Source organism: Paenibacillus sp. FSL R5-0701 (assembly GCF_037973995.1).
Classification (GTDB): domain Bacteria; phylum Bacillota; class Bacilli; order Paenibacillales; family Paenibacillaceae; genus Paenibacillus.
Genome location: NZ_CP150230.1, coordinates 1,898,124 through 1,913,822 on the forward strand (window position 1 = coordinate 1,898,124; position 15,699 = coordinate 1,913,822).

14 protein-coding genes are annotated in these 15,699 nt (G+C 44.6%); 13 read left to right on the forward strand and 1 reads right to left on the reverse strand.

Annotated elements, in window-relative coordinates:
- The first annotated feature begins 527 nt into the window (after positions 1 to 527).
- From MKZ13_RS08960 to MKZ13_RS09000, 9 genes are all read left to right on the forward strand, one after another.
- Positions 528 to 1,766: a glycosyltransferase family 2 protein gene (locus tag MKZ13_RS08960; protein WP_036610177.1), complete on the forward strand. Its 1,239-nt coding sequence runs from the start codon at positions 528 to 530 to the stop codon at positions 1,764 to 1,766.
- Between the two features lie 335 nt (positions 1,767 to 2,101).
- Positions 2,102 to 2,596: a translation initiation factor IF-3 gene (gene infC, locus MKZ13_RS08965; RefSeq protein ID WP_017689666.1), complete on the forward strand. Its 495-nt coding sequence runs from the start codon at positions 2,102 to 2,104 to the stop codon at positions 2,594 to 2,596.
- Positions 2,597 to 2,620: 24 nt separating this feature from the next.
- Positions 2,621 to 2,824, forward strand: a complete 204-nt coding sequence (gene rpmI, locus MKZ13_RS08970; RefSeq protein WP_017689665.1) for a 50S ribosomal protein L35 — start codon at positions 2,621 to 2,623, stop codon at positions 2,822 to 2,824.
- Positions 2,825 to 2,912: 88 nt separating this feature from the next.
- Positions 2,913 to 3,272 (forward strand): 50S ribosomal protein L20, encoded by a 360-nt coding sequence (gene rplT, locus MKZ13_RS08975; protein ID WP_017689664.1) that lies wholly within the window; start codon positions 2,913 to 2,915, stop codon positions 3,270 to 3,272.
- 580 nt (positions 3,273 to 3,852) lie between these two features.
- Positions 3,853 to 4,893: a BMP family ABC transporter substrate-binding protein gene (locus MKZ13_RS08980; protein WP_221822889.1), complete on the forward strand. Its 1,041-nt coding sequence runs from the start codon at positions 3,853 to 3,855 to the stop codon at positions 4,891 to 4,893.
- A 298-nt stretch (positions 4,894 to 5,191) separates the two neighbouring features.
- Positions 5,192 to 6,730, forward strand: a complete 1,539-nt coding sequence (locus tag MKZ13_RS08985) for an ABC transporter ATP-binding protein (protein ID WP_036610171.1) — start codon at positions 5,192 to 5,194, stop codon at positions 6,728 to 6,730.
- Positions 6,723 to 7,802, forward strand: a complete 1,080-nt coding sequence (locus MKZ13_RS08990) for an ABC transporter permease (protein WP_036610168.1) — start codon at positions 6,723 to 6,725, stop codon at positions 7,800 to 7,802. The genes MKZ13_RS08985 and MKZ13_RS08990 overlap by 8 nt, the downstream gene beginning before the upstream one ends.
- The gene (locus MKZ13_RS08995; protein WP_091014847.1) at positions 7,803 to 8,765 is read left to right on the forward strand and encodes an ABC transporter permease; all 963 of its coding nucleotides are present in this window, start codon (positions 7,803 to 7,805) and stop codon (positions 8,763 to 8,765) included. It abuts the gene before it with no gap.
- 215 nt (positions 8,766 to 8,980) lie between these two features.
- Positions 8,981 to 9,370 (forward strand): hypothetical protein, encoded by a 390-nt coding sequence (locus MKZ13_RS09000; protein WP_047842246.1) that lies wholly within the window; start codon positions 8,981 to 8,983, stop codon positions 9,368 to 9,370.
- Between the two features lie 6 nt (positions 9,371 to 9,376).
- Here the strand turns inward: MKZ13_RS09000 and MKZ13_RS09005 are convergent, their stop codons facing one another.
- Positions 9,377 to 9,823, reverse strand: coding sequence for a GNAT family N-acetyltransferase (locus tag MKZ13_RS09005; RefSeq protein WP_091014845.1), 447 nt, complete (start codon positions 9,821 to 9,823; stop codon positions 9,377 to 9,379).
- A 601-nt stretch (positions 9,824 to 10,424) separates the two neighbouring features.
- Here MKZ13_RS09005 and ilvB point away from each other — a divergent pair.
- From ilvB to MKZ13_RS09025, 4 genes are all read left to right on the forward strand, one after another.
- Entirely contained in the window at positions 10,425 to 12,176 is a 1,752-nt protein-coding gene (gene ilvB, locus MKZ13_RS09010) for a biosynthetic-type acetolactate synthase large subunit (protein ID WP_339183467.1), read from the forward strand.
- Positions 12,173 to 12,655, forward strand: coding sequence for an acetolactate synthase small subunit (gene ilvN / locus MKZ13_RS09015; RefSeq protein ID WP_024628317.1), 483 nt, complete (start codon positions 12,173 to 12,175; stop codon positions 12,653 to 12,655). The genes ilvB and ilvN overlap by 4 nt, the downstream gene beginning before the upstream one ends.
- A 261-nt stretch (positions 12,656 to 12,916) precedes the next feature.
- Positions 12,917 to 13,909 (forward strand): ketol-acid reductoisomerase, encoded by a 993-nt coding sequence (ilvC, locus tag MKZ13_RS09020; RefSeq protein WP_036669754.1) that lies wholly within the window; start codon positions 12,917 to 12,919, stop codon positions 13,907 to 13,909.
- Positions 13,910 to 14,049: 140 nt separating this feature from the next.
- Positions 14,050 to 15,591 (forward strand): 2-isopropylmalate synthase, encoded by a 1,542-nt coding sequence (locus MKZ13_RS09025; RefSeq protein ID WP_076209215.1) that lies wholly within the window; start codon positions 14,050 to 14,052, stop codon positions 15,589 to 15,591.
- Positions 15,592 to 15,699 lie beyond the last annotated feature (108 nt).

The following is a 15,699-nucleotide window of genomic DNA, read 5'->3' on the forward strand; positions in this document are numbered from 1 at the left end:
TTCATGTTAAAGAGTGGATATATACCCATCTTAACTTTTTGACTTGGGCCAGCCAAAAAAGATACAATGATTCAACATGGCTGAAATGAGGTAAAAAAATGTGAGTTCTGTTTCAAACTTTTTGAGGTCTGTTTGCGTTATTTGTTATAGAGCCTCTGACGAAGAATAACATGCTGATGAAAAAAGCAGGGACTTTAGAAATAAAAATCAAGTAAACGGCTGAAAATAAGATATAACAGGCATGAATGCGAGGTTGCGGTATCACGAAGTGTCTATTCAGCGTTTAAAGATCACATTTCTGCTTCAGAAAGTGGAATTGGGGTTTTGACAAATGACTGAAAAGGATACAGAATCGATAAAGCAGCCAACTGATAGCAACCAAGCTTTGAAACATTGCCTGATATATTCACGTAGTACACAAAAGAACAGGGTCATATTCTGCAGATCAAAAAAAAATAAATTGCAGAATCAGGAAGAGAAATGCTTGAGTAAACTGGGTTTTGAAAAAAAGGGGGTAACAGAGAACGATGTTGGACGCTATATTCGTCACGATGCAGGTCATTCTGGCACTGCTAGCCGTGTACCAATTCACGTTTTCGCTGTTCGGTCTGATTAAGAAAAAGAAAAAGAAACATTATCCGGCGACAAAATCATTCGCTGTACTCGTCGCAGCACATAATGAGGAACAAGTCATTGGTGCTTTGATGGAGAACTTGAAACAACTTGACTATCCGGAAGATCTGTACGATGTGTTTGTCATCTGTGACAACTGTACGGATGGAACGGCTCAAATTGTCAGAGAGCATGGATTAAACGCATGTGTACGTACCAACGCCGATCTGAGAGGTAAAGGGTATGCCATCGAATGGATGCTTAAGTACCTGTGGAAATTGCCACGTCAGTATGACGCAGTTGTTATGTTTGACGCGGATAACCTGGTTGACCGTAACTTCTTGCTTGAGATGAATGATGACTTGAACAATGGTTCACGTGTTATCCAAGGATACATTGATACAAAAAATCCGGAGGATTCCTGGATTACTGCAGCTTACGGAGTATCTTACTGGTACATCAACCGTCTGTGGCAGTTGTCTCGTCATAACTTGAATATGGCGAATTTCCTCGGAGGAACCGGAATGTGCTTTGAGACCAACCTGTTGAAGGAAATTGGCTGGGGTGCAACAAGTCTGGTTGAGGATCTGGAGTTTACGATGCGCAGTGTGCAACGTAATGTGTATCCTGTTTTCAACTATGACGCCAAAGTATTTGATGAGAAGCCATTAACATTCAAAGCTTCAGCGAGACAACGTCTGCGCTGGATGCAAGGTCACTTTACAGTTGCGCGTAGATACTTCTTCCCGCTGCTCTGGCAGTCCATTAAGGAAAGAAGCCTGGTGAAATTTGACCTTGCTATCTATGGAGCCAATGTCTATGTGGTGTTGCTTACGTTCCTGATGACGGCTGTGATGTGGGTAGACATGGCTATATTCAGTGGTCCGCACATTGCTAATATTTATGGATACTTCCCGTTATGGGTTGGGTTCGTGGCTATTGGTTTGAACATTCTGACGTTCCTGTTGTCCATGGCGCTGGAGAAAGTTACCTTTGCCAAAGTTTATCTATATCTGATTTTGTTCCCGATCTACCTACTGTCTTGGTACCCGATTACGTTCTACGCTTTCTTTACGCAGAACAACAAACAGTGGAGCCACACTCAACATACACGTGTTGTACGGTTGGATGAGGTGCAAAGCAAACAAGGGTAAGGAACATGCACGCGATACTTTGTTGACATCTGATATCACAAATGTGTAATTCACGAAAAAAAGTTGTGAAGAATGTTGACAATGTATTTCATGGGTGATATAGTATTCAAGTGCCTTAAAGCGAATAGCAATGGAATCACAAGCAGAAGTCCGACTTCTCACCTGATCAACAAACATGTTGGCTGGTCAACGATCCCAATAATTTATGAAGTGTATACTCATGAAGAATTGTGTTGATTACAGGGATGTCGGTAGCTTGACCGGCATCCCTTTTATTTTTGTGTAACTGGATATTCAAAATGACCTGGAGGTGGACGATTATTAGTAAAGATCACATGATTAATGATGAGATTCGGGCGAAGGAAGTACGCCTTGTCGGAGCTGAAGGAGAACAAATTGGGATTACGCCCATTCGCGAAGCACTGCAAATGGCGATTGACCTGAATTTGGATCTGGTCAATGTGGCACCACAGGCTAAACCGCCGGTGTGTCGTATTATGGACTATGGCAAATTCCGCTATGAGCAACAAAAGAAAGATAAAGAAGCCCGTAAGAACCAGAAAATTGTTGATATTAAAGAAGTATGGTTCCGTTCCAATATTGAGGAGCACGATTATCAAACGAAGCTTCGTAATGTAGTTAAGTTTTTGAACGAAGGCGACAAAGTGAAATGTTCTGTTCGTTATCGCGGACGTGAAATTGCACATGCCGCGATTGGTCAACGGATTTTGGAGCGCGTTAAGGTAGAAGTTGCAGAACTTTGTACTGTTGAACGTCAACCGAAATTGGAAGGCCGCAGTATGATCATGATCTTGGCTCCTAAAGCCTGATAACATTGGAGGAGGAAACACAAAATGCCTAAAATGAAAACACACAGCAGTTTGAAAGGACGCTTCAAAATTACCGGTTCCGGTAAGGTCCTTCGTTACAAAGCTCACAAAAACCACTTGCTTTCCCACAAATCCAAACGTGCTAAGCGCGTTCTGAACGGTAACCCAGTTATGGCTGCCGGGGATGTTAGACGTTTGAAACAAGGCTTGGCTAACTTGAAAGGCTAATTCTAATTAGTAGATTCCGTATGGGGGATCGGCTACGGCCGTACACATACCACGGATACATTTATATTTATTTGGGAGGTTCTTTAATATGGCAAGAGTAAAAGGCGGTTTTGTAGTACGTCGTCGTCATAAAAAGGTTTTGAAACTGGCAAGAGGTTATTTCGGTTCCAAACACCGTATTTTTAAAACAGCTAACGAGCAAGTAATGAAATCCCTGGTATACGCATACCGTGACCGTCGCAACACGAAACGTAACTTCCGCAGACTGTGGATCGTTCGTATCAATGCTGCAGCACGTATGAATGGTTTGTCTTACAACAAACTGATCCATGGTTTGAAACTTGCTGGAGTAGACATGAACCGCAAAATGTTGGCTGATCTGGCCGTTAACGACATCAATGCGTTCAACTCTTTGGCTACTGTAGCTAAAGGCAAAATCAACGCTTAAATTGTATGATACAAGCCGCCGTACCTATATGGCGGCTTTTTTTACGGCTTGGAAGAAATTCGGAGATGAATCTCTGAATGAGTAGAGCGAATAGGCTGTAGTCTGGAAGGGAACAATGAAACCAGATAACTGATGAATAATGGTCCATGAGAATACATAAAATACGAACGGTGAAATAATACAAATAAAAACAGGTAAATTCCACTCATCACTAAAGTTCGCGATATGTTTTTGTTATATAACATCACATCGTTGTAACGTTAGTGTGTTAAAACGCTAAATTATTAAGCGTTTTCAATAAAAAAAGAACAAAAATATGTGATATTTGGTGATGAAACATCTGGATTTTAACACTGGTTGATTGTATAATCACCTCTAGTAGGCTAGTCCTAGATTTTTCTCTCCATGTCATAATGTTCGGTTTTTCGACAGATGATAGGATGCTTCAAGGGTGAGAATGCGCTTTTAATGTCGAAGAAACCATACATTCTGCATAAAAGTCATTCCTGCTATCTGTTAACCGTTCAAATTGTAGGCTGGATTGGAATGAGGGATATATCATTAAGGGGGAAAAAGAGAAATGAAAAAGATGCTCAGCTTGTCTTTGGTAATGTTGCTGGCGGTATCGGTTATGCTCGCAGGTTGCGGTAGCAAACCGAAAGAAGAAACAAATGCCGGAGGAGATACAGGTGGCACATCCACTGAAGCGAAATCCGACCTCAAAATCGGTATGGTTACTGACGTAGGTGGAGTTAATGACAAATCCTTTAACCAATCCGCTTGGGAAGCTCTGCAAGCGACTGAAACAGAAACAGGTACTGCTGTTAAATATCTGCAAAGTAAATCCGATGAAGAGTACATTCCTAACCTGAACGAATTCGTTAAAGGCGGATATGATCTGACTTGGGGTATCGGTTTCCAATTGGCTGATGCAATCAAAACTGTAGCTGAGCAAAACCCTGATGCTAAACTCGCGATCATCGACAGTGTTGTTGATTCTCCTAACGTTAAATCCGTAACATTTGCTGAAGAAGAAGGATCTTATCTGGTTGGTGTTGTGGCTGGTCTGACAACAAAATCCAACAAAATTGGTTTTGTAGGCGGTATGGAAAGCCCACTGATCAAAAAGTTTGAAGTAGGATTCAGAGAAGGGGTTAAAGCAGTTAACCCTGATGCTCAATTCATTTCTAACTACACAGGTGCATTTGATAAACCTGACTTGGGTAAAGCAGCAGCAGCAACACTTTACAATGAAGGCGTAGATATTATCTTCCACGCTTCTGGCGCAACAGGTAACGGTGTGTTTAACGAAGCAAGTGCTCGTAAGAAACAAGGTCAAGATGTATGGGTTATCGGTGTTGACAAAGACCAATCTCTTGAGTTTGGCGATGAGATCACTTTGACTTCCATGATCAAAAAAGTTGACGAAGCAGTTAAGCGCGTTAACAAAGAAGTAGTTGATGGTACATTCGCTGGTGGTTCCGAGAACCTGACTTTGAAAGAAAACGGCGTAGGTATTGCTGATACCTCTACTGCCAATGTATCTGCTGATACACTTGCAAAAGTGGAAGAGTACAAAGAAAAAATCATCAGCGGCGAAATCAAAGTTCCTACGGAGTAATTTTGATCTTAGTCGCAAATGAATAATCATTGGGGCCGGTCTTGACCGGCCTTATGATTGCAAGAACAGGAACATTTGATCAAGTCATCATAACAATTGTACAAGGTCACTGTGCACCAACGCTCCGGTAGGAGCTTTTCTTAAGATAATGGAATTGATATGTTATTAATCAGCTGAACCATTCGATTATCGCAAGAAAAACTTCAGCTAAGCGCGGTCTGTCTTCTTTGAAAGTACGTCGATAGACGTTTTTTTTACGTTTGCGGAACCACACTATATCAGTTATAAGGGTGATTACATGGGTGCAGCAACCCCCGTCGTTGAGTTAAAACAAATTACGAAGCGTTTCCCAGGCATTGTTGCCAACGACGCCATCAGCCTTCAGCTTCGTAAAGGCGAGATCCATGCGCTACTGGGCGAAAACGGCGCTGGTAAGTCAACGTTGATGAATATTGTATTTGGTCTATATCAGCCAGATGAAGGTTCCATTGAAGTGAATGGCAAGCCTGTCATCATCGACAGCCCTAACCGAGCGATCGATCTTGGCATAGGCATGGTGCATCAGCACTTTAAACTTGTACAGCCGTTCACGGTAACAGAGAACATTATTTTGGGATCTGAACCAACGAAGGGTCTCAATATTAACTATAAAAAAGCAGCGGCTGAAGTTCAGCGTCTTTCCGAACAGTATGGACTTAAGGTGAATCCTCATGCCAAAATTCATGATATTTCTGTCGGAATGCAACAACGTGTAGAGATTGTTAAAACGTTGTATCGCGGTGCAGACATTCTGATTTTTGACGAGCCTACAGCCGTATTGACTCCTCAAGAGATCAAAGAACTGATGATCATCATGAAGAAGCTTGTAGCTGAAGGAAAGTCCATTATTTTGATCACGCACAAACTGAAAGAAATCATGGAAATCTCCGATACGGTAACGATTATCCGTCGGGGTAAAGTGATTGATTCGGTCAAAACTTCGGAAACGAATCCAAATGAACTGGCAGAGAAAATGGTGGGGCGGAATGTCACATTCAAAGTGGACAAAAAACCGGCTACACCTGGAGCCAATGTGCTCGAAGTCAGTAAATTAACGGCCAAGAATAAAGAAGGTATTTCGGTTCTGAACCAACTTAACCTGAACGTACGTGCAGGAGAGATTGTCGGAATCGCAGGCGTGGATGGCAACGGTCAAAGTGAGCTGATTGAAGCCCTTACCGGACTTCGTAAAGTAGAGAGCGGTTCGATTCTTTTGGAGGGCAAGGAGCTGTCCAATCATTCTCCACGCCATATCTCGGAGTCGGGTGTAGCCCACATTCCGGAAGATCGCCATAAACACGGACTTGTACTTGATTTTTCAGTGAGTGAAAATATCGTTCTGGAATCGTATTATAAAGCACCATATACCCGTAAAGGGTTCCTTAACTTTGATGCCATCAAACAGCAGGCAAAACGACTTGTTGAGGCATTTGACGTGCGTACACCAAGCATCGAGACCAAGGCTCGGTCCTTGTCCGGAGGAAACCAGCAAAAAGCCATTATCGCCCGTGAGGTTGATAAAAACCCTGAACTGCTTATCGCTGCGCAACCAACACGTGGTTTGGATGTAGGGGCTATTGAGTTCGTGCAAAAGCAACTGATTGCACAGCGCGATCAAGGGAAGGCTGTTCTGCTGATTTCATTTGAGCTTGATGAGATTATCAATGTATCTGACCGAATTGCTGTTATTTATGAAGGACAGATCGTTGGCGAGGTGCTGCCGGAAGAAACCAATGATAGGGAGCTCGGCTTGATGATGGCGGGCAGCACCCAAAAGAGAGGTACTGCGCATGAATAACGTATTGAAATGGTTTACCCGAGATTCATTTATTTTGCCTGTAGTAGCTATTATTATGGGTCTTATTCTCGGTGGAGTTGTCATGCTGATTGGTGGCTACAATCCAATTGAAGCCTATGGTGCATTGTTCACCAAGGTATTTGGCGACATGTACAACTTTGGTGAAGCAGTACGGGAAATGACACCACTAATTATGACTGGACTTGCATTTGCATTTGCATCACGTGCAGGGTTGTTTAACATCGGGGGAGAAGGTCAATTTCTCGTTGGTATGACCGCTGCAACATTTGTTGGTGTTAAATTTGCAGGTTTGCCGATCTACCTTCATGCGCCACTGGCTTTGATTGCCGGTGCATTGTTTGGTGGTCTGTGGGCCGCTATTGCTGGTTATTTAAAAGCGGCACGTGGGGTCAATGAAGTTATCAGTAGTATCATGTTGAACTGGATTGGTCTGTATCTGGCCAACCTTATCGTTCGCCAATTCTTGCTGTTGAAGGGCGAGAATCGTTCCGTGGATATCAGCGAATCGGCTTCGATTAGTTTGACATGGCTCTCTGAACTGATGGGCAATTCCCGTGTACACATGGGGACGTTGATTGCTCTTGTGATGGCTGTGCTCTTTTATATCTATATGTGGAAAACAAAACAAGGTTATGAAATCCGCGCGGTAGGTTACAACCCTAATGCGGCTGAATATGCAGGTATGCATGTTAACCGGAATATCGTAAAAGCGATGTTTATCAGTGGTATGCTTGCCGGTCTTGGTGGTGCATTCCAGGTTCTTGGTGTGTTCCAATACCAAACCGTAATGTCGGGTTCACCGGGAACAGGCTTTGACGGAATTGCGGTTGCCCTGATTGGTTTGAATCATCCGTTTGGGGTGTTATTGGGGGCAGTGTTGTTTGGTACCCTCACGTACGGATCTGCAGGTATGAGTTTTGCTGCGGATGTTCCGCCTGAGATTATTCGGATTGTGATCGGTTCGATTATCTTCTTCATTGCGGCACAAGGCATCGTGCGCTGGATACTCAAACCGTTCTATTCGAAGCGTAAGAAAGAGAAGGTGTTGTAGATGGACTTGTTGACAATTGGGCAAATTATCAATACGACGCTTGTCTTTGCTACGGCATTGATTTTTGCATCACTCGGCGGAATTTTTTCGGAAAAATCAGGTGTAACCAACCTTGGACTTGAAGGTTTTATGGTTTTTGGTGCTTTTGCAGCTGGAATCGGGGCACATTATGCTCAAGAAGCGGGCATGGGTGGAACGACATCGGCATGGATGGGGGTTTTGCTCGCGATTGTATTGGGCGTACTGGTATCGCTGATTCATGCCGTTGCGTCTATTACATTTAAGGCAGACCAGATTATCAGTGGTATCGTCATTAACTTTTTGGCAGCAGGAAGTACGTTGTATTTGGTTAAACTGTTGTTTGAAGGTTCTGGCGATTCACCGTTGGTTCAAGGCTTCAGCAAGTTTGATGTGCCATTGTTGAAAGACATTCCTTTGCTGGGAGAAGCCTTCTTCAAGAACGTATATCCAACGACATATCTGGCCATTCTATTCGTATTCCTGACGTATTACATCATGTTCAAAACACCATTTGGTCTGCGCCTTCGTTCTGTAGGTGAACATCCAAGTGCGGCGGATACGGTTGGTGTTAAAGTGCTTCGTTATCGCTATATTGGCGTTATGATCAGTGGTGCACTAGCCGCTATTGGTGGAGCTGCGATTACGTTGACGACTACGGGTACATTCTCACACAATACGGTTTCCGGCCAAGGTTATATTGCCATTGCAGCTATGATCTTTGGTAAGTGGAATCCGATTGGTGCCTTTGGTGCGGCTGTCTTCTTTGGATTCTCACAAGCGATACGAAACTATGTACAGTTGTTTGAATGGTCACAAAGTATTCCCCAGGAAATTATTTTCATGTTGCCTTACCTGCTTACCATCATCGTTCTCGTTGCAGCGGTTGGACGTTCTTCGGCTCCGTCTGCACTCGGTGAAGCGTATGACCCGGGTAAAAGGTAAACTTGCAATATGTCAATTTACTATCCAAAAGCTTGATAAAAGGGTCCGCCTTGTGCGGGCCTTTTTTTGTTTTCTTGATCGTTACCCAGCCACTTTTTCATGTTTACATTGGTTCTCGTGCAAGTACCCATATTTTCAGGTAGGGACAAAGAAACAGGCGAATTCTGTGATGGACGAATACACTGTTTTGAACGATCCGAGGAGGAGGAGAAAGTATGAAACAACAAGTTACGCGTGATGAAGCGATGAAATTAATAGGCAAAAATATTGTTGCAATCAAAAAAGACGGCACTCGGGTTACGGGAAAGCTGTTGAAAGTATCGGGCAACAAACTGGTGCTGAAGCGTCTGAATGGCAAAAAAGTACGTACAAAAGCGATACTGCCACTGGTATTGTTTGATCTGCTTGCTATTGCCACACTGCCTTATGCTTACGGAGGTGGTCCCGGCTTCGGTCCCGGATATGGACCTGGACCAAAACCAGGCCCTGGATATGGTCCAGGCTACGGACCGGGATATGGACCTGGAGGACCTGGTGGCGGATATGGACCTGGTCCTGGATTCGGCCCTTATGGTCCAGGTCCACGTCCACCAGGATTTTTCTAGGACATTCTATAATGTTTTTTCCAATTCGTAGCAGCGGCTTATCATGATGTATCGAATCGCGCTGTATCCATTTTTTTGATAAAATTGAAGCCCTTTGGTATTGCCTTCATCTACCATAACTTTAGACCTTCGACAACCCCGGGATGCCGCAAAGCTCTCTGCTTTGAGCAACAAAGTTTGCCCATAACGTTTGCGTTGTTCTTTCGGACTAACGGCCATCATATCGACATAGAGCAATTCCCCATGCATGAGAAAATGGATGAATGCCACAGCAGCTTTGTCTGGCTCCGGCGAGACAACAAAGGTCATGCCCCTGTTCATTCGCAGGGGTATTTCTTTGCGGATTTTATTAATTTCCTTTTCGCTCATATGGGATAAAGGAACAAGTTGAGTGTCAATCAGCTTCATGATGGCGCCATCATCCAGCTTGGATGTGCGTTGCCGAATCACCATGCGGAGCCTCCTTTCAGGACCAGTCGTGCTGCTCGTATATCCTATGCCCGAAGCAAGATAAAAGGTGACTGAATGAAGCGCTGGGATTAGGGCAACCTTATAGGCTGAAGAGGGGGGAAGGAAGGTTCTCTGAATTTTTATGCAAAACAGGTATTGACTTATCGGTTGGAGGAATCATATAATGTTCCTAACATTTAACGAGAATATTTCATCGGCTATGAAGAGGACGAAGTTTTAAGGGCTCTTTTGCTCAGAGAGTGGCTGGAATTGCTGAAACCACCACCATTATCCCTTATATACGAGCTCACCTCGGAGCTGTTTTCCTGAAAAGCACTGGATGTCACTCCTTTCGCGTATTAGGGAAAATCGTATGTCTGCGTTACAGACAACAGGTATGGGAAACGACTATGTTCGTTTGAGCTATTCGTTTTGTTGTACCTGGTAAGGTCCGTTATTGCGAAATTTCGGACAAAGTTGGGTGGTACCACGGAAGCGATAACCTTTCGTCCCTCGCAAGCATGAACTTGTTTGCAGGGGATGGAAGGTTTTTTTTGTAACTTTAAATGTCAGAATGGTGTAAATTCCGAGAGGAGGATGACTAATGGGAGCTCAAATTCCAGAAGTACGATCAACAGATGAATTACGTGAAAAATGGATGAAGCCGGAGGTCATTAGCGGTTCCGAGATTCTGCTGAGAAGCTTGTTGCTTGAAGGTGTGGATTGCGTATTTGGTTACCCGGGTGGCGCAGTGTTGTACATTTACGATGCAATGTATGGTTTCGAGGATTTCAAACACGTCTTAACCCGTCACGAACAAGGTGCAATTCATGCAGCTGACGGATATGCACGTGCAAGCGGCAAAGTTGGTGTTTGTATCGCTACCTCCGGGCCGGGAGCAACCAATCTGGTTACTGGAATAGCCACGGCATATATGGATTCTGTGCCGCTGGTTGTCATTACGGGAAATGTTAATTCCAGCCTGATCGGCTCGGATGCTTTCCAGGAAGCGGATATTACCGGGATTACAATGCCGATCACCAAACACAGCTATCTGGTAAAAGATGTTAAGGATTTGTCGAGTATCATTCATGAGGCATTCCATATTGCCAACACCGGCCGTAAAGGTCCTGTACTGATCGACATTCCAAAAGATGTCTCAGCCAACAAAACCTTATTTGAACCGAGTACTGAACCTGTTACATTAAGAGGGTACAATCCACGGACAGTACCAAACAAACTGCAGGTTGACCGTTTGGCTCAGGCCATTCAGGAAGCAGAACGTCCAATGATTCTGGCCGGTGGCGGTGTGGTATACTCGGGAGGACATGAAGAACTGTTCGAGTTTGTTGAGAAGACAGGCATTCCGATTACGACAACCCTTCTGGGGCTTGGTGCATTCCCAAGTGGGCATGAACTATGGACAGGGATGCCAGGAATGCACGGAACATACACATCCAACCTGGCCATCCAACAGTCGGATCTGCTGATTAATATCGGCGCACGATTCGATGATCGGGTAACAGGCAAGCTGGACGGATTCGCTCCACATGCCAAAATCGTTCATATCGATATTGATCCGGCTGAGATTGGTAAAAATATTGCAACCGATATTCCAATCGTTGGTGATGTGAAGACCGTACTTGAAATAGCCAACAAAGAAGTTGGACGTGCAGAGCGTGCAGATGCATGGAGAGACCAGATCAAACAGTGGAAACAAGAGAAGCCTTACAGCTATACGGATTCAGACGAAGTGCTGAAACCGCAGTGGGTTGTTGAAATGTTGAATGATACAACAAAAGGTGAAGCGATTGTGACTACGGATGTGGGACAACATCAGATGTGGGCGGCACAGTATTACAAGTTTAATCAACCACGTTCATGGGTAACTTCGGGTGGTCTCGGAACGATGGGCTTTGGATTCCCTTCTGCAATTGGTGCTCAGATGGCCAATCCGGACAGACTCGTTATCTCCATTAACGGTGACGGCGGAATGCAGATGTGTTCCCAAGAACTCGCAATCTGTGCTATTAACAATATACCGGTAAAAATTGTGATCATTAACAATCAGGTACTTGGAATGGTTCGCCAATGGCAGGAACTCATCTATGAGAACCGTTACAGCCACATTGATCTGGCAGGAAGCCCGGATTTTGTAAAACTGGCTGAAGCATATGGCGTGAAAGGATTGCGTGCAACGAATAAAGAAGAAGCAGCGCGTGCTTGGCAAGATGCTTTGGATACACCAGGACCAGTCGTTGTAGAATTCGTAGTACGCAAGGATGAAAATGTGTATCCAATGGTTCCGCAGGGAGCAACAATTGATCAAATGCTGATGGGGGATGCTGACGAATGATTAGACATACGATTTCAATATTGGTAAACGATCAGCCAGGCGTCCTTCAGCGGGTATCAGGGTTGTTCGGTCGACGCGGATTTAACATTGAGAGTATTACAGTAGGTCAATCGGAAGAACCTGGACTCTCCCGGATGGTTATTGTTACCATTGGTGACGATAAAACACTAGAACAGATTGAGAAACAATTGTACAAAATCATCGATGTTATTAAAGTGGTTGATTTCAGCCTGAAACCGATGGTAGCCCGTGAACTCGCCCTGATCAAAGTGAAAGCAGAGCCTTCCGAGCGACCTGAAATTCTGGGTGTGGTAGAAACATTCCGCGCATCCGTTGTAGATGTGGGTCCAGGCAGCCTGATTGTGCAAGTAGTTGGAGATACGGACAAAATTGATGCTATGATTGAATTGCTCAAGCCATATGGCATTCGCGAATTGTCCCGTACAGGCATCACTGCATTGGTACGCGGCAACGTATAAAGCTATAATGAATTAAGAGGGACGACGGTTAGCTAACATATACAGTTGATCTTATGTGAGTGTCAGTCCCCTAACAGTTGTAATTTAACATTTTAGTGATGTAACGCTTGAAAATATAGCTACATTCCCGCATTAATGGGCGGGTGTCTGAACGGATCGGATCAGACCAGAGATGCTTTTGACACTCCAAGCGAGGCGGTCCCTTGAGACACCCGCTCATTAATGAAGGGTTCTTTACAATACAAAGGAGGACTTATAAACATGCCAGTAACTACTTATTATGAACAGGATGCAGAGCTTAACGTATTGAAAGGAAAAACGATCGCGGTAATCGGTTATGGTAGCCAGGGCCATGCCCAAGCTCAAAACCTTCGTGATAGTGGATTGAACGTAGTCATCGGACTTCGTGAAGGTAAATCCTTCGACACTGCAAAAAATGACGGATTTGAAGTTCTGTCCCCGGCTGAAGCAACAAGCCGCGCAGATGTAGTTCAAATCTTGCTGCCAGACGAAACTCAAGCTTCTGTATACAAAAACGAAATCGAACCAAACCTGAAAGAAGGCGCTGCATTGCTCTTCTCACACGGTTTCAACGTTCATTTCGGTCAAATCGTTGCTCCAAAAAACAGCGATGTATTGCTGGTAGCTCCTAAGTCCCCTGGTCACATGGTACGTCGTACTTATGTGGAAGGTTTTGGTGTACCAGGCCTGATCGCGATTGAGCAAGATGCAACGGGTAAAGCAAAAGAAATCGGTTTGGCTTATGCTAAAGGTATCGGTTGTACACGCGCAGGGGTTATCGAAACTTCCTTCCGTGAAGAAACAGAAACAGATCTGTTCGGTGAGCAAGCTGTTCTGTGTGGTGGCGTGAGTGCATTGGTAAAAGCTGGATTCGAAACATTGACAGAAGCGGGTTACGCTCCTGAAATGGCGTACTTCGAATGTCTGCACGAACTGAAGCTGATCGTTGACATGATGTATGAAGGCGGACTTTCAAGCATGCGTGATTCCATCAGTAACACAGCTGAGTACGGTGACTATGTAACTGGACCTCGCGTTGTAACTGAAGATACGAAGAAAGCAATGAAAGAAGTACTGACGGATATCCAACAAGGTAAATTCGCACGCGACTTCATTCTGGAAAACCAATCCGGACGTGCATTCCTGACAGCAACTCGTCGTAACGAAGCTGAACACCCAATCGAAGTGGTTGGCGGACAATTGCGTGAGATGATGCACTGGATCAAGAAGTAAGCATTAACTTCTAGAACATGCACTTAAAGGTATTCAAGTAAACTTAGAGCTTTAACTGGGAATAGCGGCCGTGCTTATGCGTGAGCCGCTATTGCTGGTTTCAGAGAAACATATAATAACAAGTACAGGAGGTGCGAAGCGTGCGTAAAATCTATGTATTTGACACAACGCTGCGTGATGGAGAGCAATCCCCGGGAGTCAATCTGAACACTCGTGAAAAGGTGGAAATTGCCCATCAGCTCGAGCGGCTTGGCATTGACCGGATGGAAGCGGGTTTCCCGGCGGCATCTCCAGGTGACCTGGCAGCTGTCAATGCAGTAGCAAATGCAGTCAAAAATGTGACTGTAATTGGCTTGTCCCGTTCCAGAGAGCAAGACATTGATGCGGTTAAGGAAGCACTTAAAGGTGCACAGGACCCGTGCATTCACGTTTTCCTGGCGACTTCACCCATTCACCGCCAACATAAATTGCGTATGGACAAAGCGCAGGTACTGGATACAGCTCGTTCCGCGATTCGTTATGCCAAGAAAACATTCTCGAAGATTGAATTCTCACTTGAGGATGCAGGTCGTACCGAGTATGATTTCCTCGTGGAAATGGTAAATATGGCTGTTGAAGAAGGTGCAGCCGTTGTGAATATTCCGGATACGGTTGGTTACCTGAGCCCATATGAATACGGCAACATTTTCAAACACCTCAAGGAGAATGTACACGGTATTGAAAAGGTACAGCTGAGTGCCCACTGTCATAATGACTTGGGTATGGCGACGGCCAATACACTTGCAGCCATTCTCAATGGAGCCGATCAGATCGAAGGTACGATCAATGGCATTGGTGAACGTGCCGGAAACACGGCGATCGAGGAAATTGCTATGGCACTGGAGACACGTCAGGAATTTTTCCAGGCGAAAACTTCGCTGCAGCTGTCTGAAATTGCACGGACCAGTCGTTTGGTTAGCCGTTTGACAGGTATGGTTGTGCCTGGAAATAAAGCCATTGTTGGGGCAAATGCCTTCGCACATGAATCCGGCATTCACCAGGATGGCATGTTGAAGGAAAAAACAACGTATGAGATTATGACTCCAGAGTCCATCGGTCTGAAGGAAAGCAAACTTGTACTGGGTAAACATTCTGGTCGTCATGCTTTCCGTGAACGGTTGATTGATCTGGGGTATGAGCTGGAAGAAGAAGCATTGAATCGTGCTTTCGCCCAGTTCAAAGATCTGGCTGATAAGAAAAAAGAAGTTACTGACGAAGATCTGCTTGCCGTAATTGAAGAGAAATTGCAGGATGCACCTGAGGTGTATAAACTGGAATCCATCTTCGTAACGTACGGAGATGAATCGATACCAACAGCCAAAGTCCGCATTGCGACGCTTGACGGGGATACAATTGAGAAGCAAGCAGAGGGTAACGGATCGGTAGATGCAATCTACAATGCGATTGACCAAGTAAGCGGGGAAGACGTAACGTTGTCTGACTACTCCATCAAATCGGTAACACATGGTAAGGATGCATTGGGTGAAGTACATGTTGTGCTGACTCAGAATCAGGTTTCGGTACAAGGACGTGGCGTAAGCACAGATATATTGGGTGCAAGTGCACGTGCCTATGTAGACGGCCTGAATCAATTGATTGAGAAGCGCAAGACTTATACGAACCGTGTAAACGTTAACCTGTAGGCTCCGATGCAAGAAGCACGCAGCCTTCATTGAACTTAACTATAAGCCGAGACACATGTATGCTGCTAGAATGATTAATCTTTAATTTAATTAATTTAGTAGATCGTT